The sequence below is a fragment of the Streptomyces sp. NPDC002698 genome, assembly GCF_042888945.1.
Lineage (GTDB): Bacteria > Actinomycetota > Actinomycetes > Streptomycetales > Streptomycetaceae > Streptomyces.
The window spans coordinates 106,696-124,300 of record NZ_JBIAQM010000012.1; the positions used below are offsets into that span (position 1 = coordinate 106,696).

Annotated in this window: 30 protein-coding genes and 1 pseudogene; 27 read left to right on the forward strand and 4 right to left on the reverse strand. The window is 65.3% G+C overall.

All coding sequences use genetic code 11. The annotated features are described in order from the left end of the window. Both ACFYW9_RS19060 and ACFYW9_RS19065 read right to left on the reverse strand, forming a co-directional pair. Positions 1–997 (reverse strand): LLM class F420-dependent oxidoreductase (locus tag ACFYW9_RS19060; protein WP_389151331.1); only part of this gene is annotated, 997 nt, incomplete at its 3' end. Between the two features lie 92 nt (positions 998–1,089). After that, positions 1,090–1,764 carry a DUF5995 family protein gene (locus ACFYW9_RS19065; protein ID WP_389151334.1) on the reverse strand — a complete coding sequence of 225 codons (675 nt, stop codon included), beginning with the start codon at positions 1,762–1,764 and terminating at the stop codon, positions 1,090–1,092. A gap of 172 nt (positions 1,765–1,936) precedes the next feature. Here ACFYW9_RS19065 and ACFYW9_RS19070 point away from each other — a divergent pair, with 172 nt between their 5' ends. Continuing rightward, complete coding sequence (locus tag ACFYW9_RS19070) at positions 1,937–3,043, forward strand: glycoside hydrolase family 6 protein (RefSeq protein WP_389151713.1); 1,107 nt, start codon at positions 1,937–1,939, stop codon at positions 3,041–3,043. Here the strand turns inward: ACFYW9_RS19070 and ACFYW9_RS19075 are convergent. Then, a pseudogene (locus ACFYW9_RS19075) lies at positions 3,025–4,278 on the reverse strand (uracil-xanthine permease family protein); the annotation flags it as partial. The gene ACFYW9_RS19070 and the pseudogene ACFYW9_RS19075 sit on opposite strands and share 19 nt — an antisense overlap. Positions 4,279–4,882: 604 nt before the next feature. Here ACFYW9_RS19075 and ACFYW9_RS19080 point away from each other — a divergent pair. Further along, positions 4,883–5,737 (forward strand): helix-turn-helix domain-containing protein, encoded by an 855-nt coding sequence (locus tag ACFYW9_RS19080; protein ID WP_389151337.1) that lies wholly within the window; start codon positions 4,883–4,885, stop codon positions 5,735–5,737. Positions 5,738–5,769: 32 nt separating this feature from the next. Next, positions 5,770–6,504, forward strand: coding sequence for a hypothetical protein (locus tag ACFYW9_RS19085; protein WP_389151340.1), 735 nt, complete (start codon positions 5,770–5,772; stop codon positions 6,502–6,504). A 63-nt stretch (positions 6,505–6,567) separates the two neighbouring features. Here the strand turns inward: ACFYW9_RS19085 and ACFYW9_RS19090 are convergent, their stop codons facing one another. Next, positions 6,568–6,957: a hypothetical protein gene (locus ACFYW9_RS19090; protein ID WP_389151343.1), complete on the reverse strand. Its 390-nt coding sequence runs from the start codon at positions 6,955–6,957 to the stop codon at positions 6,568–6,570. Between the two features lie 62 nt (positions 6,958–7,019). On the opposite strand from ACFYW9_RS19090, the gene ACFYW9_RS19095 reads away from it, so the two are divergent. From ACFYW9_RS19095 to ACFYW9_RS19210, 24 genes are all read left to right on the forward strand, one after another. Continuing rightward, positions 7,020–7,781: a helix-turn-helix domain-containing protein gene (locus tag ACFYW9_RS19095; RefSeq protein WP_389151346.1), complete on the forward strand. Its 762-nt coding sequence runs from the start codon at positions 7,020–7,022 to the stop codon at positions 7,779–7,781. Then, a complete protein-coding gene (locus tag ACFYW9_RS19100; protein ID WP_389151349.1) occupies positions 7,781–8,116 on the forward strand; it encodes a PCC domain-containing protein in 336 nt (111 codons plus the stop codon). The genes ACFYW9_RS19095 and ACFYW9_RS19100 overlap by 1 nt, the downstream gene beginning before the upstream one ends. Before the next feature lie 1,775 nt (positions 8,117–9,891). Next, entirely contained in the window at positions 9,892–10,380 is a 489-nt protein-coding gene (locus tag ACFYW9_RS19105; RefSeq protein ID WP_389151352.1) for a hypothetical protein, read from the forward strand. Positions 10,381–10,430: 50 nt separating this feature from the next. Beyond that, positions 10,431–10,706, forward strand: coding sequence for a hypothetical protein (locus tag ACFYW9_RS19110; protein WP_389151355.1), 276 nt, complete (start codon positions 10,431–10,433; stop codon positions 10,704–10,706). A gap of 93 nt (positions 10,707–10,799) precedes the next feature. After that, a complete protein-coding gene (locus ACFYW9_RS19115; RefSeq protein WP_389151358.1) occupies positions 10,800–10,991 on the forward strand; it encodes a hypothetical protein in 192 nt (63 codons plus the stop codon). Positions 10,992–11,056: 65 nt separating this feature from the next. Continuing rightward, positions 11,057–11,257, forward strand: a complete 201-nt coding sequence (locus tag ACFYW9_RS19120) for a hypothetical protein (RefSeq protein ID WP_389151361.1) — start codon at positions 11,057–11,059, stop codon at positions 11,255–11,257. A gap of 23 nt (positions 11,258–11,280) precedes the next feature. Further along, positions 11,281–11,460 (forward strand): hypothetical protein, encoded by a 180-nt coding sequence (locus tag ACFYW9_RS19125; RefSeq protein ID WP_389151364.1) that lies wholly within the window; start codon positions 11,281–11,283, stop codon positions 11,458–11,460. Positions 11,461–11,543: 83 nt separating this feature from the next. Further along, a complete protein-coding gene (locus ACFYW9_RS19130) occupies positions 11,544–11,780 on the forward strand; it encodes a hypothetical protein (protein WP_389151367.1) in 237 nt (78 codons plus the stop codon). A gap of 85 nt (positions 11,781–11,865) precedes the next feature. After that, positions 11,866–12,384 (forward strand): hypothetical protein, encoded by a 519-nt coding sequence (locus tag ACFYW9_RS19135; protein ID WP_389151370.1) that lies wholly within the window; start codon positions 11,866–11,868, stop codon positions 12,382–12,384. Positions 12,385–12,393: 9 nt separating this feature from the next. Continuing rightward, entirely contained in the window at positions 12,394–12,531 is a 138-nt protein-coding gene (locus tag ACFYW9_RS19140) for a hypothetical protein (RefSeq protein WP_389151373.1), read from the forward strand. Positions 12,532–12,611: 80 nt separating this feature from the next. Next, positions 12,612–12,857, forward strand: coding sequence for a hypothetical protein (locus ACFYW9_RS19145; protein WP_389151376.1), 246 nt, complete (start codon positions 12,612–12,614; stop codon positions 12,855–12,857). A 9-nt stretch (positions 12,858–12,866) separates the two neighbouring features. Continuing rightward, complete coding sequence (locus tag ACFYW9_RS19150) at positions 12,867–13,037, forward strand: hypothetical protein (RefSeq protein ID WP_389151379.1); 171 nt, start codon at positions 12,867–12,869, stop codon at positions 13,035–13,037. Between the two features lie 4 nt (positions 13,038–13,041). Beyond that, entirely contained in the window at positions 13,042–13,275 is a 234-nt protein-coding gene (locus tag ACFYW9_RS19155; protein WP_389151382.1) for a hypothetical protein, read from the forward strand. Further along, entirely contained in the window at positions 13,275–13,502 is a 228-nt protein-coding gene (locus tag ACFYW9_RS19160; protein WP_389151385.1) for a hypothetical protein, read from the forward strand. Before ACFYW9_RS19155 ends, ACFYW9_RS19160 begins: the two co-directional genes overlap by 1 nt. A 2-nt stretch (positions 13,503–13,504) precedes the next feature. Continuing rightward, positions 13,505–14,065, forward strand: coding sequence for an antirestriction protein ArdA (locus tag ACFYW9_RS19165; protein WP_389151388.1), 561 nt, complete (start codon positions 13,505–13,507; stop codon positions 14,063–14,065). A gap of 75 nt (positions 14,066–14,140) precedes the next feature. Beyond that, positions 14,141–14,461, forward strand: coding sequence for a hypothetical protein (locus ACFYW9_RS19170; protein WP_389151391.1), 321 nt, complete (start codon positions 14,141–14,143; stop codon positions 14,459–14,461). A 75-nt stretch (positions 14,462–14,536) separates the two neighbouring features. Next, positions 14,537–14,734: a hypothetical protein gene (locus tag ACFYW9_RS19175; protein ID WP_389151394.1), complete on the forward strand. Its 198-nt coding sequence runs from the start codon at positions 14,537–14,539 to the stop codon at positions 14,732–14,734. Next, positions 14,734–15,021, forward strand: a complete 288-nt coding sequence (locus ACFYW9_RS19180) for a hypothetical protein (RefSeq protein ID WP_389151396.1) — start codon at positions 14,734–14,736, stop codon at positions 15,019–15,021. The genes ACFYW9_RS19175 and ACFYW9_RS19180 overlap by 1 nt, the downstream gene beginning before the upstream one ends. Beyond that, positions 15,021–15,323 carry a hypothetical protein gene (locus tag ACFYW9_RS19185; protein ID WP_389151398.1) on the forward strand — a complete coding sequence of 101 codons (303 nt, stop codon included), beginning with the start codon at positions 15,021–15,023 and terminating at the stop codon, positions 15,321–15,323. The genes ACFYW9_RS19180 and ACFYW9_RS19185 overlap by 1 nt, the downstream gene beginning before the upstream one ends. A 69-nt stretch (positions 15,324–15,392) precedes the next feature. After that, positions 15,393–15,845: a histone-like nucleoid-structuring protein Lsr2 gene (locus ACFYW9_RS19190; protein WP_389151401.1), complete on the forward strand. Its 453-nt coding sequence runs from the start codon at positions 15,393–15,395 to the stop codon at positions 15,843–15,845. Then, positions 15,842–16,180 carry a hypothetical protein gene (locus ACFYW9_RS19195; protein ID WP_389151404.1) on the forward strand — a complete coding sequence of 113 codons (339 nt, stop codon included), beginning with the start codon at positions 15,842–15,844 and terminating at the stop codon, positions 16,178–16,180. The genes ACFYW9_RS19190 and ACFYW9_RS19195 overlap by 4 nt, the downstream gene beginning before the upstream one ends. A gap of 26 nt (positions 16,181–16,206) precedes the next feature. Then, a complete protein-coding gene (locus ACFYW9_RS19200) occupies positions 16,207–16,563 on the forward strand; it encodes a hypothetical protein (protein WP_389151407.1) in 357 nt (118 codons plus the stop codon). A gap of 20 nt (positions 16,564–16,583) precedes the next feature. Continuing rightward, on the forward strand, positions 16,584–16,886 hold the full coding sequence (locus ACFYW9_RS19205; RefSeq protein WP_389151410.1) for a hypothetical protein: 303 nt from the start codon (positions 16,584–16,586) through the stop codon (positions 16,884–16,886). An 89-nt stretch (positions 16,887–16,975) separates the two neighbouring features. Then, positions 16,976–17,596 (forward strand): hypothetical protein, encoded by a 621-nt coding sequence (locus ACFYW9_RS19210; RefSeq protein ID WP_389151413.1) that lies wholly within the window; start codon positions 16,976–16,978, stop codon positions 17,594–17,596. Positions 17,597–17,605: the final 9 nt, after the last annotated feature.

Here is a 17,605-nt window from a genome sequence, read left to right on the forward strand (position 1 = left end):
CCCGGCGCCCGCGCGCCGGGGCCGCCGGGGGCGCGCCCGGCGCGGCGCCCCCCCCCCCCCCCCCCCCCCCCCCCCCCCCCCCCCCCCCCGCCTCGTACACCTCGGCCGCCACGTCCTTCAGTTCCTCGGCGTCCCGCATCGCGCTCTGGAGATCGAGGAAGATCTCGTCGAGGCCGATCCCGGCGTGGGCGACCAGGTCCGCCACGATCTGCCCGACGTCGCCCTGGAAGGCCTGGCGGTCGTCGCCCGTGTACGGCTTGGGCGTGTAACGCGGGTTCGTGCGCAGCACGGTCCGCAGCGGCCGGGTACGCCCGCGCTCGGCGGCCAGGTCCTGCAACTGACGCCACTGCGATGCCAGTCGGTCGACACCCATGCCGATCGGCATCCAGCCGTCCGCGTGGTCGACGAGCCTGCGGCGCGCCTTGCCCGTGTCGGCGGCGAGCAGGATCGGGATCGGCCGGGCCGGCTTGGGGCCGACGACGGCCGAGGCGATCTTGGTGAGGGTGCCGTCGTAGACCACCGGGTCGGGGCCCCACACCGCGCGGCACACCTCGATCACCTCGTCCAGGGCGTCGCCGCGCTCCGCGAAGGGCCGCGCGGAGGCCGCCGCGTACTCGTCGAGCGACCAGCCCGTGCCGAGGCCCGCCACGACCCGGCCGCCGCTGGCCGCGTCGAGGGAGGCGAGGGACTTGGCCAGCTGGAAGGGGGTGTGCAGCGGAGCGACCAGGACGCTGGTGCCGAGCTCGGCGCGCTCGGTCACCGCGGCCGCGAGGGTCAGGGTCACCAGCGGGTCGGCGACAGCCCGGTAGGAGTCCGGCCAGGCCAGTCCCTCGACGCCGTACAGCCCTTGGGTCGGGGGGTCCGGGAACAGGGCCCGCTCGAAGACCCACAGACTGTCGAACCCGATCGCCTCCGCGGCGCGTGCCACGGCGGGCACGTCCCGTCCGAGGTCGTACTGCTTCATCTGCGGGAGGGTGAGGCCGAGTCGCGTCGTCATACAGCTGTACTCCTTCGCATCGGGGTGTGCCGAGGTGTCAACGTACAGTGAGCGTCCGGTCGTTCCGGCGAGGACCGCGGCGCGTGGCCGGATCAGGCCCGCAGGGGAGTGAGCAGCATCCGGCCGACCAGGCCCACCGCCGCGTCGAGACGGTCGCCGAACTCCTCGGCCAGGTCGGGGATCCCGCGCAGCGCCCACAGGGCCCGCGCCGCCGCCCAGGTCGCCTCGCGGGCCCGCTCCAGGCTCCAGGAGCCGAGCAGATGGGTGAGCGGATCGGCGATCTGGAGCAGGTCGGGGCCCGGCATCAGCTCTTCGCGGATGCGTTCCTCCAGCGAGACGAGGAGATCGCCCACACGGTCGAACTCGTCCTCCAGGTCGGCCGGTTCGCAGTCGAGCGTACGACAGCTGTCCACCACGGCGAGCGCGAGATCGTGCCCGATGTGCGCGTTGATGCCCGCGAGCGCGAACTGCAGGGGGCGTACTCCCGGATGGCGGCGGAAGCGCAGCAGCGGCCGCCAGCAGGCGGGCGCCCGGCCCTCCTCGGCCACCGCCAGATAGCGCTCCGCGAACCGCACGTCCAGTGTCCGCGCGGCCCGTCGGTCGGGGAACACCCCGGCGTCCAGACGACGGTCGAACTCCTCGGTGACCGTGAGGTAGACGCGGTTGAAGACCGCGAGTCCGTCACGCTCGGGGAGGGTCGCGTCCAGGGCGCGCATACGGGCGACGACCGTGTCAACGGGAGTGGTGAACTGTGCCGACTGCGCCATGGGGGCAGCGTCCCAGTCCTAGGGTGGCCCGCGTGCCGCCGGGCCGACGGCTTCCCCAGAACGGGGGAACGCGGACGGGGCCGGAGCGGGGGAACCGTACGTGTCAGGCTTGCGTGTCCGACGGCTCGTCGAGCGCGGGGCGGAGCGCGGCAGATCCGTGGGACGCGGTGTCATGGTCGCCGTCGCCTCGGTCGTGGTCGTGGCCGGCACCGTGACGGGGACCGTGTCCGCGCTCGGCGACGGGAGCCCGTCGCCGGAGGCCCGAGCGCCGGTGACCCGCTCGTCCGCCCCCTTGCCGTCCGGTGCGCGGACGGCGGCGGGCGGTTCGGCCACGCCGTCCCCTTCGCGCTCGGCCTCCCGGGAACCGGCCGCCGATCCCTCGCCCGGCAAGGGCGGGCCACGGGCCGCGACGGGGCCCGCCCTCCTCTACCGCCACCCCGATTCCCAGGTGCGCGCATGGGTCGACGGCCACCCCGGTGACCCCCGGCGCGCGGTCATCGCGTCCCGGATCGCCGACCGCCCGGCCGCGGTGTGGTTCGCGGACTTCTCACCGTCCACGATCACCGCGCGGGTCGAGGCCGTGACCTCGGCCGCCGCCGAGCGGGGCGGGGTGCCGGTCCTCGTGCCGTACGCCGTCCCGCGGCGCGACTGCGGCGGGGCCTCGGAGGGCGGGGCGCCCGACCTCGCCGCGTACGACGGCTGGATCGACGGCTTCGCGGCGGGGCTCGGCTCCCGCGAGGCCGTCGTCGTCCTGGAGCCCGACTCGATCGCCCAGTCCGACTGCCTCACCGGGCCGGAGCGGGCGGGCCGCCTCGCCTCCCTGGCCCGCGCGGGACGCGTCCTGAAGGCGGCGGACCCCAGGGCCCGGGTCTACTACGACGCGGGCAACTCCGACTGGAACCCGGCGGCCGCGCAGGCCGCGCTGCTGCGGCGGGCGGGCGCCGCCTCCGCCGTCTCCTCCGACGGTGTCTTCACCAACGTCTCCAACTTCAACCGGACGGACGACGAGATCGCCTACGCGCGGCACGTCCTCGCCGCGTTGGGCGGGCCCTCGGGCCTCGGTGCCGTCATCGACACCAGCCGCAACGGCAACGGCGCCGCCCCCGGCGGAGCGTGGTGCGATCCGCCGGGCCGCAGGATCGGTCCGGCGCCGACCCTGAGCACCGGGGAGGCCGGGATCGACGCCTATCTGTGGGTGAAGCCGCCGGGGGAGTCGGACGGCTGCCGGGGCGAACCGGGAACCTTCTCGGCCGAGTACGCCTATGAGCTGGCGGGCTGATCCCCGGGCCCGTCGTACGCCGAGGTCCCCGAGTCGAGCAGCGGCTCCTGGCGGAGGTGGGCCGGGGCCATCGCCCTCAGGGCGTGGTAGCCGGTGATCACGACGATGGTGCCCAGCGCGATGCCGTTCAGCGAGAAGTTGTCCGTGAACTTCAGGGTGACGCCGCCGATGCCGATGATGATGCCCGCGGCGGCGGGCACCAGGTTCAGCGGATTGCGCAGGTCCACCCGGGCGTTGAGCCAGATCTGGGCACCGAGCAGGCCGATCATGCCGTAGAGGATGACGGTGATGCCGCCGAGGACACCGCCCGGGATCGCCGCGACCACCGCGCCGAACTTGGGGCACAGTCCGAAGAGCAGGGCGAAGCCGGCGGCGGCCCAGTAGGCGGCGGTGGAGTAGACCCGGGTCGCGGCCATCACGCCGATGTTCTCGGAGTACGTGGTGTTGGGCGGGCCGCCGACCGCGGTGGAGAGCATGGAGGCGGCGCCGTCCGCGGAGATCGCGGTGCCCAGCTTGTCGTCCAGCGGGTCTCCGGTCATCTCTCCGACGGCCTTGACGTGCCCCGCGTTCTCCGCGACCAGCGCGATGACCACCGGCAGGGCGACGAGGATCGCGGACCACTGGAAGGAGGGCCCGTGGAACGACGGCAGTCCGATCCAGTCGGCCTGCTCGACCCCGGAGAGGTCCAGGCGCCAGTGGTCGGTGACCTTGCCGCTCGCGTCCGCCGCGTGGATCCGCCCGAAGATCCGGTCGAAGGCCCAGGAGACGGCGTAACCGAAGAGCAGCCCCAGGAAGATCGCGATGCGTGACCAGAAGCCTCGCAGGCACACCACGGCCGCGCCGGTCACCAGCATGGTGAGCAGGGCCGTCCACTGGTCCTGCGGCCAGTAGGTGGAGGCGGTCACCGGCGCCAGGTTGAAGCCGATCAGCATGACGACCGCGCCGGTCACGATCGGCGGCATCGCGGCGTGGATGATCCTCGCCCCGAACCGCTGGACGGCCAGGCCCACCAGGAACAGCGCGACGCCGACGACGAAGCACGCGCCGGTCACCGTGGCGCTGGTGCCGCCCTGCGCGCGGATCACGGCGGCGACGCCCACGAAGGAGAGCGAACAGCCCAGGTAGCTGGGCACCCGGCCGCGGGTGGAGAGCAGGAAGATGACCGTCGCGACACCGGACATCATGATCGCGAGATTCGGGTCGAGTCCCATCAGGACGGGTGCGACGAATGTGGCTCAGAGAGTACATCACTAGCCTTGTGAGGTACCCACTCACCTGTGGAAACGTCCCCCAGGCGCTCTTCCTCGTCGTTGCTCACGGCCCGGAGTATGGCCTCCGACCGGGGGCCGGCCTCGTCAGCCAGCAGCCGAAGTACGTGCTCCAGCTCCGCGGGAGTGAGGCGCACCGCCACCTCGGCCGCGCAGTCCTTGGCCGGGCGCCGGGAAGCCTCCGATGCCCGCCATGCAGCGATGTTGGCCAAGGTGTTCAGCAGGTACTTGGCAGCTGAGTCAGGCTCCTGGGAAGGCCGTGCCATGCGGCGGCCTCCGACCGTTCTGCCCTCCCCAACATCCATGGGCTAACGGTATCGATCATGGCCGAGCGCGTCTGGAGGTTTCGAACAACGCGCGAAGCGCCGCGACGCTCGACTCGTCCCCGGCTCCGGGTACGACGTGTGGATCAAGACTTGACCGGCCCCTGAGGGGCCGTGCTAGGTTCCACCGAACTCAACCCCCCGAACTCAACTGGGGGGCCAAAAATTTAGACCCCCGCGAGGCGGCAACCTCTTGGGGGTCGAGTACACCGAAGGACCAATCTTCGATGCGCGTTCATCGTAGCAAGTTGACCTCTGGCTATGTCCAGATACCTAACGTGGCAGCCCGGTACGCGGGCCTCTCTCTTGAGGCCGTGGGCCTGCTGACGTACCTGCTTTCCCTCCCTGACCGCGCTGGTGCGACGGTCGATTCAGTGTGCGCCAAGGTCTCCAATGGCCGGCGCACTGTCTCCAAGGCCATGAACGAGCTGGTAGCCGCTGGCTACGTCAAGCGCGCCAAACTCCAGGATCCCAGCTCGGGCAAGTGGGTCACCGTCACCTCTGTCACGGACACCCCTGAATCTCCGACTGACACGTTCCCGACGGTCGGTTCCCCGACTGGTCAGCCCGTCGGCGGCTCTCCCATAGGGAGTAAGACGAAGAGCAAGAAAGACATCACTACCCCCTCCATCCCCGTCCAGCGACAGGAAGCGGCTCCGCTCGCTCCTGAGGGCGACGAGAAGCAGGGGGAGGGGGAGAAGAACCTCGTCCGCAAGATCAACCGCGAGATGGCCAAGGAGGCCCGCCGCATCCTGATGCGGCTGAGCGGGAACCGGAGCCTGCGCCTCACGGACCAGGAGATCGAGCGCCTGGCCCCCAAGGTGGTGCCGTGGCTCCGTGAGGACTACCGCAGTGAGGAGATCCTCCAGTGCCTCACCGCGGCCCTGCCTGAGCGGATCGATTCCGTCCCTGCCCTGATCTCTCACCGGCTGACCCACTTCACGCCGGTGCGGGCCGCTATCTCTCAGCAGGCAGCAGCTCCCGTCGAGCGGGCTCACTGCGAGGTCTGCGAGGCCATATTCCCCCTCGGCCACTCTGGCGGCGTCTGCCGAAACTGCCAGGCCGAGATGAACCGCGCGGCCTCGTTCATCGCAGCCGCGTGACAAAAACCCTGACCCCCAACCAAGGGAGAGTTATGTCCACTGTCAGTGTCGACCTGCCGCCGTACGCGAAGGTCGTCTTCAGATACGGCCGCCCCGTGGTCCTTCTGACCGCGCTCCTGATGTCCATCCCCGGCGAGATCCACCTCGCCGAAGTGGCCGGGTGGGAGTCCGTGAGCATGTTCGGCCTGTTCACCCTCAATGTGGCCTGGGGGATGCCGGTCTGCGTGTCCGTCTATGCGGCCTGCTCCGCCGTCATAGCGGACGTGGCCAAGCGCCTGAGCCTGCCGAACCGGAAGTCGGCCCAAGTAGGGGCCGTGGCCGCTCTCGCCCTGGCCCTGACTGCTCAGGACGTGTCCCACTGGATCAGGGCCGACTACATGGGAACGTCGTGGATTCTGGTCGGCGCCGTTTCGGCCATCCCGCCGATAGTCGCGTTCCACATGCTTCACATGGCCGCCGCTCCTGAATCGACCGCGTCGGAGGTCGAGGTAGAGGATGTGGCCGACGACGAGTTCGAGGCCGACGACGATTCGGCCAAGGGGCCGCGTCGGAAGGGCAAGCCCGGTCGCCCTGGGCTGACCGAGGAAGAGGTGAATGCGGCCATCGAGAGCCTTGAAGAGGCCGGCAAGGACGTGACCCCCGAGACTCTCGGCAAGGCACTCGGCCGGGCCCCCCGTACGGCCCGCCGCTACCTGAAGGTCATCAAGCGTGCCGAGATACCGGCCGCGGAGACCTCCCAGGCCGGAACCTTCCAGCTCTCCATCTAGGCCGGAAATGCAGAGAGCCCCCCACAGGTTCAGTGTGGGGGGTTCCCTGATTCAGGCTATGGCCTACTGCTTCTCCGCGGCGAGCCGGTACATGCTGAGGAGGGCGCTGGTGAAAATGGCCGCGTCCCGCATGTAGTGGTAGGCGTCGTGCACAAGGACGTACCGAGCCGCCCGAGAGGCCCCCGCGAGGTGCCTGTCCACTGACTTCAGCAGCAGCCAAGTCCGCGGGTACTTCTCCCTGTCGAGAGTCCGGCACTCCTCGGCGAGCAGGTTCAAGTGCCCGATCAGGAGGGCAGTCTTCTGGTCGATCTCGACGCGCGTCGATGTGTCGAGCCTCATCTCCCAGGTCAGTTCGACGGTCGCAGTGATCGTCTCGACGTCGAGGGGGGTGCCGTCGACGTCTTGCTCTGCGCTCACACTCGTCACAACGAATCTCCCCTGAGGTTTGCTCACCCTCTGTGTCTACCTGAGCGCAACCAGCTTGGGAGGGGCATCTGAGGGGGCATAATCGCCGCATGGCGATCGGGGACCTGATCCGGGACCTGAGGCTGTCCAAAGGACTGTCTCAACTCGGGTTAGGGGAAGCTCTCAACACTGCGGCAGGGCGCGAAGATGCCCCAGCCGCCAGAGACATGGTGAAACGCTGGGAGCGCGGCAAAGTCGTCCCTGGGCGCTACTGGCTGGCCCACCTGGCATCGGTATTCGGTGTACCTAGCACGGTGTTAGAGGCCGAGGCTACCCTCACGAGGGTGAACCGCAGAGCCTTCATGAGCCTGACTGCACTGGCGGCAACGCACGGCAAAGCCGCCACCGAGCTGGTGTCGAGTCTGGCCGGGGCCGACGCCGGCCCTCTGACGACCGTACAGACAACCCACGGCACTGATCTGGTGATTGCGGCCCTGGTGGACCGTCCCACGGTCCTACGCCTCCGCGGCTGGATGGAAGACGGCTCCGACGCCGTCCTCAGGGTCAACTCCGCAGGCATCCTCGCCAAGATGCCTGGGCAGGACGAAGCAATCCGAGTAGCTCGCTCCCTGAGACACGACTCAGAGGCCCTGGGCCTCTACAAGACGGCTGTCCTGGCACGTACATGTGGCCTGGACTTCGCCCAGGCCGCCTTGGTGGTGGCCGATCCCTTCTCGATGCCGGCCGAGGCACCCTTCATGGCTTCGAGACTGGCAGCAGAGGCCCGAAATCCCCGAGATGCCGGGGCTCGTTGGTGCTCTGCTGAGCTTTTGCGTGATCTGAGCCCTCTACTGATCCAGGAGCAGATGTAGTGCATGTCATCGAAGTCAAGAATGATGAGCTGATCGCAGGAATTACAGAGCAGGTGAAAGCCCTGGGCATTCAAAACGGGGCAATTGTTTCACTCATCGGAGCAGTGGACGCCTTTACCGTCTCTACCATGCCGAAAGACGATGCCTCCAAGGACATCGTCACTAACTACGCTCTCCCCGCGGAGATGTCTGGTACCGGTGAGATCACTAATGGCCAGGTTCACATTCATTCAGTCATGGCAGTAGAGGGAGATAGGGCCATCTCAGGCCACCTTCACAGTGCAGACGTAGGAGCCTGGTTCGCAAGGGCCTACGTGATCGAGGTCAGCAAGTAGCAGCCGGCCCCCTCCTGCGGGGGAGGGGGCCAACCCCTCCTGTGAGTGCGGTTGGGAGGGTATAAACCCAACCGCCTACACTTAGACGTCGGTGTCAAACGGGACGATCTGTGACCAAACCCCCCAAGACTGAGACTCAAGTCACAGGTATAGGGCCTTGATCCATGCTAGGATGACCTTTGGTCGGTCTCGGCAGGCCAGTGGTCGTGTCAGGGAATGAATAAATTGCCCGAAGGGGCGATTGTTTCATACTCGTACACGATCGAAGGACAGCACCCCCGGTGGGTCCTTTCTGAATGTATAAAAGTATTACCCCCGTATGCGTGACATTACGTCGAGTTAACTAAATTCCCCGTGAATTCAGATGACTCCCCGTAAATAGCTATCACCCTGTGTATTCATTCATTCAGGCTCACGTTATGTGGCCGGGTAGTGACAGGGGAAATAGCAAACGATGCACAAATGAATAGCAAACGCGTTCGCACCCACGCTTATGCGAATCGCAAATAGCAAATGGTATAGACCTGCTAATGCGAATAGCAAACTGACGGTGGATCAATGTCTGAATTGACCCGATGTCTTGGCTGCATAAGTGAGTGAATTCGGTAACGAATTCATCACGGTTGGGTGCACAGAACGATTACAAAAGGCCCTTTTTAATAACGGGTCAATAACTAGTTAGGCTAACTACCTAGCTAAATTGGTTTAGACCTCTCTTGAAATTGGTCTAGACGTGTCCACTATGGGCGCATATTCAGGGGCCACTAAATGTGACGCCCCTCACAGGCATATCCCTGCCTTTATCCAATAATGCCGGAATTGAGCTTGGCTCTTCTGTGCCCCTTTGTCTGAATGAATTCAAATGCCCGACGCACCGTCAGGAATTCAAAAGTTGGTGTTGAGTTCGGGGATCCCCCAATGTTCTGTCTGTCACCGCAACGCCCCGCAACACGGGGGGCGCAGCGGGAGTGCCCGGCGGGGAGCGCAAGCGATGAAGCGCCACAGGCCACGTGACATTGAGAACGGGCGTATGCCCTGGCTCCACGGCTCGCCGTGGGTGCGCCGGTGAGAGCGGCGCAGGTGCCACATGTATAGCGGTGCGGGTGTCGACTTGTTGGCCACCAAACCGCCAGGATTCAAACAGACGCGGGGCGCGTCACCCCTTCCCACATCCCGTGGGAACTCACCTCATCCGTGAGGGGGCAGGTTGGGTAAGACCAATCGAGTGCGCTTAAACCGAACGCGGTGCGGTCCTGGTAGGTGGTGGCGAGCGGGCACGGGCCCAACCTGTGAGAAAGGGCGTATCCGGTGCGTAGCACCGGGGAGGCTTCCCCTTGCAAGCCATGCAAGGTGGTGCCGCTGCCCGACGTGTGCAGAGAAGCCCGGGTGTACCCGGCACGTACCTAAGCGCCCGTACCTAATACGGCGGAGCGGGGATGACACGACAGCGCACGCTAAATCAACGCCAGTATTGGCACCCGGCCCCCATTGGGGCCATCACGTGAGGGACGACGGCCTTCGGGTTGTAAACCTAGACAACGTGATGCGAGGACTAATGCGCAGTGAGGCTTGCCATAGGAGGGCAAGCGGGAGCGCGAGCGGGGAGACACTGGCAACCGCGTAAGCGGCGTCTGGACTGTTGACCAGACACGAAACACCTAACCCACGGTCCGCACGGGCCGTGGGCTTTGTGCATGTCTGACATGCGCATTGCCCTTTGTCCGTGCAACACGAATTAATTCTCAACTCGGAGGTGGCACATGGACGTTGCCCACATGACCCGTAAACAGCGCCAGGCGCACTACGCGGAACAGCGCGAGATCCAGGCGGAGCGTGAGGCGAAGCGTGCCCGCTTCAAGTCCAATCCGAAGGGCATCACGGATGAGATGCGCAGGCGTGCCCTGGAGGCGGACCACAAGTCCGCCATGCGTCAGAAGGTGAGCGGCCTGCGCCCCCTGGGGGCTCCGAAGCGGCTCGGCCCGGTAAGCGGCCTGGCTAACCTCATGGTGGCAGGAGTGGACCAGGCCGACGCGGGGGACGTGTTCGGCCACAACGAGCGCCAGCGTGCCCAGCTCCCCGTGTCCAACCTGCGCCCGCAGACGCCCGGCACTCGGCAGGTGAAGGCTCCGGTGGACGTCAAGCGGGTCATGAGCGGCAAGCCCAAGAGGAAGAAGCGTGAGGAAGAGCCGAAGGGGCGTCGGGTCCACGGCAACCACTTCGTGGCTGAGGTCCCGGACCGCCTGAAGAAGTACGTGTCAGCTTAACCCTGCCTCAAAAGTTGAGTTCGGGGATTCCAGTACCTGAGGAGGTACCAATGCAGATCTGCACCCGCTCCCTCGCCAACGTTCGCCCCCACATGCGCCGTAAGGCGCTCGCTGTGCTCCTGGAGCACTTCCGTCTCAACCGCCAGGACTTCCGCAAGGGCTGGAACTTCGTGTTCACGGCCGGACGACGCCGGCCTCAGGTCAGGACTCTGCCCATCGTGGCCAAGCCCGAGCCCGTGATGAGCGGCTACGGGTCCCGGTACCCGGACCCCAAGTGGGGCTTCGGGAACAGCACCGTGACGTCCATCCCGCTCGACCTGGTCTGAGCACTCAGTGATGTTGGCGCACGAATGAATTCATTCGTGCGCTTTCACCATTGCGTGAGCAGTGCCCTGCCCAAAACCAACTCGGGAGTGTCCATGCGTTTCGAGCGAGACATGTTCAACAACCTGCGCCGCATGTGCCACGTGCGGGGCATGGACGACGGTCGTGTGTGGCAGCTCCGCACCGCCATGAGGGACGCCCACGGGAAGCGGCACTACCTGTGCCGCAACGTCATCACGGGCGCCTTTCAGGCGGTCGCGGTCGACCGCATGGGCAATCTGTACTGACGCACACCCATACCCGAAAAGTTGAGTTCGGGGATTCTGTGCTATCACTGATCTCAGGGAGAACCATGCGCAACCCGCGTATCCGTCGCGGCCTGGTGGCCGCTGTCGTAACCGTCGCGGCCCTGATGGGCGCCGCGAGCTTCACACCCGAGCCCGCTCACGCGCCCCCCGTCTCGTCGTTCAACGACGGTTTCGCGGACTCCAAGCAGGACGACTGCGACCAGGGTTTCCAGCCCGCCTGTGACTGGCTCGCCAACAACCACTGACACACCACACCCGGGAGGAAACCGTGGTCATCAACGACCGCAAGGCATACGCGGCATTCCGTGAGAGCAACACCGACGAGGACTTTGCCCGCTGGGGTGCTGAGGCTGAACTCACCCGCCGGACCCAACCCATGGTGCGCGGCACCGTCGCCATGGGCGGCGGACTGATCCCGGCCAAGAACTACTACCTGTTCAGCCGCTGACTCTCTCAGGGTCCCGTCATGTCCTTCGGGGCTTGGCGGAATCCGGTAAGCGTCGTGCGAAGCCGGTGTAGTGAAAGGGCGACATGCCCCAACGCATAAACGCGGAACTGCTGTCTCAGCACCTCCGCAAGAGGACCACGGCCCAACTGTGCGCGGACTACGTGCACATGGCCAAGGGTGAGGCGGACTGGCACAAGTTCACCACGCAGATGATCAGCGACATCCTGTTGGAGCGGGATGAGCGTGCGTGGTGGGAGTGGCAGACGGAGAGCGGCCTGTTCGGCAGGCCCGAACCACTCCGCTTCTTCATGCCCAAGTAAGTCCCGTAGGTAGGTAAGTGAAAGGCCCGGATATAAGAGGTATCCGGGCCTTTCGCGTCTCAGGATACGCGAAAGGCTCAACATCATGACCCTGCCCTACTCCGACATGTCCTGGCACCAGCAGCAGGCGTTCAAGCGCGCCGCCGCGCAGGTCATCAGCGGCCGGGACGTGCCGCACGGATACCGAAACTGCGACTGCTGCGGCGTCTCGGACATCGGTCCGCTGGACGACGAGCCGTTCAAGTGCGACGGCTGCGAGAACGACGAGTGCAACCCCGCGGAAACGCAGCACTGCTTCACGGGCTACTGCGACGGCTCCGGGTGTGGATACCACGGCGCATGTCACCTGCGGTGGGACTACGAGGCGGAGTTCGTCTACGAGCCCGAGGACCGTCCCGGCCTGAAAGTCGAGATCGCGAAGGCCGGTGGTGGGGGCGTGGGCGAGTCGTACGACGGTGACTGGTACTACCGCGTGCTTCGCGACGACGAGCCGTTCTACGCGGGCACCGACCTGCGCAGCGGGATGCCTCACACGCACGAGTACATGGCGCGTGTCCTCCTCGACTGCCTTGAAGCCAACCACGTCATCCCCGAGCTGGTCTGAGGAGAACGCATGTACATCGCTCACATCGGCCCGGCCTGGCACCGGCGCTTCGACGCATACGCGGCAGCGGTCACCTACGCGGCTTCGTACGGGCTCCCACCCGTGTTCGTCGAGCTGAACCTCTACAAGCGCAAGTACCTGCGCTGAGCACGTCTGGATTGGGCGAGGCACCTCGGCCGGCGTCGAGGTGCAGCTCCCTGCCCGTACGTCCTCGGAAGGAATCTTTTGTGACCGTTCGCATTGACGCCGTTGGCAACGTCCAGTTCGGCAAGCCCCCGACACAGCCTTACACGATCGTCTGGCGGAACCTGCGTTCCCGTGAGACCGCGACGGAGTCGCGTACGGAGACGCTGAAGATCCTCCGTGACTACGTCTTCCGCACGGCCTTCGACTACAACTTCACCGGTCGCGGACCGGTGGTCGAAGCCGAGATCTGGCGCACCTACAAGAACCAGTCCAAGCGCGTCCGTTAGGGAGAAGAAGTGAGCGAGAAGACGTTCAGGCGGCACCAGATCATCTACGACCGCAGCTCCCTGTGCCGGGAGCCGGTGCGGGTCGTGCGGTACACCGCGCACGGCCTGATCGAGATCAAAGACGTGTCCGGCCGTAAGGGCTGGATCAACCCCGACGACGCACGCAAGTGGGAGTGGTGACGAGATGAGCGAAGTGCGGACCTACACCGAGCACTACGTGTCCGAGGCCGTGGATGCGGCCATGGGCATGATCCTCGACGAATTCGAGATCGATGACGAGCAGGAGGAAATCCTCGCACTCATGGTCAACGCGACCATGACCATCCTCGCGTCCGAGATGACCGCGACCATCGAGGACGTCATCGAGGAGAACTACGCGGTGGACGTGAACGAGTGGAAGGGCGAGAGGGGACTCTGATGGGGAAGGGAAGCACCGCGGGCAGCGTCTCGCAGACCAAGACACTGCCGGATGACCGGGTCGGCTGCCACTCCTTGTGGTGCGAGGCGCCCGCAACCCGCTGGATCGACATGGAGCGATACGGGCACCGCAGGTGGCTGTCCACGTCGTACTGCGACGAGCACGGGGACTGGGAACTGAGGGACCCGTTCCACACCATGCGGGTTCGGAAGATAGAAGAGGTCTGAACGTGCCGAGCATTTACGTTGCGAGCCTGGCTGACTACGTCGCAGGCACCCTCCATGGCGAGTGGATCGATGCGGACCAGGACGCCGACGCGATCCACGAAGAGGTGGCCGCGATGCTGGAGAAGTCCCCGCTCTTCCTGAAGTACGGGGACGCGGCGGAGGAATGGGCGATCCACGATTACGAGGGCTTCGGAGGCGTCAGCCTCTCGGAGTACGAGTCCATCGAGCGCGTTGCCGAGATCGCTGGCCTCCTGCGCGAGCACCCCTCCGCGGTGGTGGCCTACTTCCTAGGTACCGGTCACGAGCCGGACAAGATCCCGGACCTGATCGATGACGCTCTCCTCCACACGTCGGACGAGTGGTCGGAAGTCCGCGCCGTCTCGGAGTGGCACTACGAACGGCTCGAAGAGCGGAAGGACATCCCCCAGGACATCAAGGACAGTCACTTGGGCGCCATCGCGGAAGACATGGCACACAGCGACATCAACGGGGGCGCGGTCCACACGATCCAGGTCCGCAGCGACTCCGGATCGACGATCTACGTCCTGAGCAGCGACTACTAGCAGCTCCCCCCCTCCCACTTCGCGGCCCGGCCACTCTCCGGGCCTTTTTCATGCCCAAACGCAGAAGGGTTCACCATGCGCACTTTCATTCGCCGACTCATGCACAAGCTGATGCCTAACACCGTAGACGCACATGCCATGAGGTTTTTCGACCTCGGCCGGATCATCGCTGCCGCCGGAAACCTGGACGACGAATGGGGCCGCTGCGTTGCGGTCGAGGCCGCCGGGCACTTCACGTGCCCCGAGACTGACGCCCTGGTCGAACTCCTCCGCGCTGTGGGCTTGAGCGAACTCGCGAACGCCTTCCTCGAAGGCCACGCCCATTCCGACTTCGAAGACGACGACCCGCACCACGACCTCTACCTCGAACTCAATGCCGACCTGATCGCGGCCTGACCTCTATCGGTCCCTGTTTGGTGGCGGCCGGGAATCCCGGCCGTTCGCCACGGACGACCGACAGAGAGGAAAGCCATGTCCCACAAGTTCGAGATTGGCGACCGCGTCACGCACCCGAGACGGCGCGGACGGATCGGAAAAGTGATGGCGGTCGAAGAGGACTTCTTCGCCTCTGTCGATCCGGTCTATCACGTCTGCTGGACCCCCGAAGTCAGAGGTAGTCGGTGGGCTCAGGTGAAGGAATTCCACAAGCTCAAGAAGGTTGAGGCCTGATGTCCCGCAAGTTCCCCAAGCACGTCAAGCGCAAGCTGGCCGCTGCTGAAGCTGATCGAAAGTTCCTGGAAAAGCTGGTCAAGGCACACAAGCACTGGAAGGAGAACCGGGAGGAGGCGTTCCGAGAGAACTTGGAGACCTATGACCCGATTCCCGGAGATCAGGCATGTGAGGACTGGGAAATGGGCGACTACGACGAGATGGACGAGGACTACGCGTACGACGCCCGAGACACGTTCATCGACTTTGCGGCCGAAGCCCGCAAGATCCTGGAGGAGAGCAAGTAATGGAATTTCAGATAACGCCCGATGTGGCCCACCTGTTCGCGGACGCCACGGCGGCCTATACCCGGTCCAAGGCCGACACGGTGTGGCTGAACGAGCGGAGCGACGAGTGGCACGAACTGTGGGTCACCTTCCGCGATGCCGACAACGCAACGGTGACCGTGTCTCGCGAGGCTGGCGACCTCATGCTCTGGGTCTGGGGAGATCGGCGCGTCTGGCGAGATGAGCCCGCGCGCCAAATGGTTATGGCGCACCTTCGCCCGCAGTGGCAGAAGCACGTGAGAGCCCGCCTGATCGCTCGCTAGCCGCTTTGCCGAGAGGCCCGAACAGGTTCAGTGTTCGGGCCTTTCCCATGGCCGCTGGAGAGGAGACGTATGGGAAAGGGAAAGAAGAAAAAGAAGAAGCTCAAGGGTGCTGTCACCGTTCACGAAATGAGTGACGTAGCTCCTCCGCCGGTTCGCCCGGTCGTCGTGGATCTCGACTACGACCCGGAAGACGTGGCCGCCTGGTGCCTTCGGCAACCGTGGCTCGGAATGACCGAGGGCCACGAGGACTGGCAGAAGCGGGAATTCTTCCCTCAGCTCATATCCCTCTACAAGGAACGTAGAGCGGAGGAGTTGAAGCGCGAGGCGCGAGAGCGCGAGAAACGCGCAGAAGACGAGCGTAGAGCCGCTGAGAGCCGTGCCGCTGCCGAGAAATGGCGACAGCACAAAGAACTCATGCGCGACATGCGCAAGTGGGGCCCTGAGAACGGGTTCTTCGTCGGCACGCGGGGCCGTATCCCGCGAAAGGTCATCGAGGCATACGAGAAGGCAAAGGGACTGTGAAGCACACGCACATGGCCGTGGGGATGATCCCCGAGAACCTGATGAATATCGTGGCCGTCGTCCATTGGACGCCGGGCGATGACCGGTACGAGCTGGCGCTCCTGGACCACGAGGGCAAGCCCCTCGAAGGCGAGTACGGGGGTGTGTCCTCGGAGCCCTTCGACTACGACCCCCCGGTCATGCAGTTCGACATGGCCGTCTATCACGGCCTCGCCAACAAGGCGCCGCTTCACGCCCGCCTCTCGCAGACGCTCGGCGGCTTCGGCTTCTTCCAGTGGATCAGCCCCGCCGTCATGTCCAACCGGGAGCGTCAGAAGTACGGAGCGAACAAGTGAGTGCAATAAAGAATTTTCTGGCGGACATGACGCCAACGCAGCAGGACACCTACGACCACATATTTGGATCGTCCTTCGACATTCATTCGTGGTGGGGGCCGGTCCGGCCCGACTGGGACCGGCGGGAGGACGCGCCGCACGGCTGGCACGTAATGGTCCCCGTCCTCGACGGCGACAGCGACTGGAGAAACGTCATGGTGACGCACTCCATGATTCTCGGAGCCATGGGACGACTCGCGGAAGGTGACGTGAAGTACGCGACCGATTCCGTGGAGCTGGAGTGCCGCGAGTTCCTGAAGGACCCCGAGAACGCGGACTTCGACGCGGCCACGGCCGACGAGGTCATGCAGATGGTCACGCTCGGCGAAATTGTCTACGGCTAAACGAGAGAGAGAAACGAATCATGAGCACTGACCCCTTCTGGATCACCGTCCGTGGACAGCTCGCGGAGCTGAAGGAGGCCAAGAGTGCGGGCGACGTGGTCCGCATTCTCTCCGCGGAGCGGAACCCCTACAAGCACGACTCGATAGCCGCTGACGGCTTCTACGCGGGCGGAGACGGAGACGACTTCTCCGACGCCTTGGACGAGGCCGGCTGGGGATTCCTGTGGTCCAAGGCCCGGTACTGGTTCGCCATGCAGGCGCCTGACGGCTCGAAGGTCACGTACGTAGAGGGCGACATCTACAAGGGCGACCGCCGCAACTGACGTAGCTCCATAGCTGATGGCGAGGCCGGACCCGATCGGGTCCGGCTTTTTCCATGGGCGCTGGAACTATCAGGGGAGGTAATTCATTCATGCCCAGCAACTTCCGTGAGACGACTCTCGCGGTGTGGGGAGTCTCCTACACCGTCCGCACTGAGATGGAAGGGCGAGTCCAGACCGAAGCCCAGCTCGAAGCCGCTCACACGCGGAACGTCAAGGCGAAGCTGACCGAGGCGTACGGAACCAAGAAGGCCGCGAAAGCCGCTGCGGTCCGGCGAGCGGCGAAAAAGAAGCCGACAGGGGCCATCTGGAACGGATACCGGTACATCTACCACGAGAAGGAGGGCGAGAAGGAGGCCCGTCGCATCGAGCGGCGGGCCTTTACTGCACCCGTCAACCGATACGCCGGTATGCGCCGTCCACTACCGAAGGTCACGTACACCTTCCCGGAGATTCCGGAAAGCGTCCGCGAGTTCTACGAAGAAATCCCCCCGCAAGAGATCGTCATACGAGAGAAGGAGCCCGTCATGGCACGTCGAGAGATCCGAATCCGCACGTGCGACGCCTGCGCGAAGAAGGGCGTCGAGAAGGAGGCCGCCGGTCTGATCAACATCATGGGCGACGAGTACGACATGTGCGACGAGCACGGTGAGCGTTTCCGCGGCTACTTCGCCGACCTTCTGAAGTCCACCCCCGACACCGCCGCAGCCTGAAACCGAGAA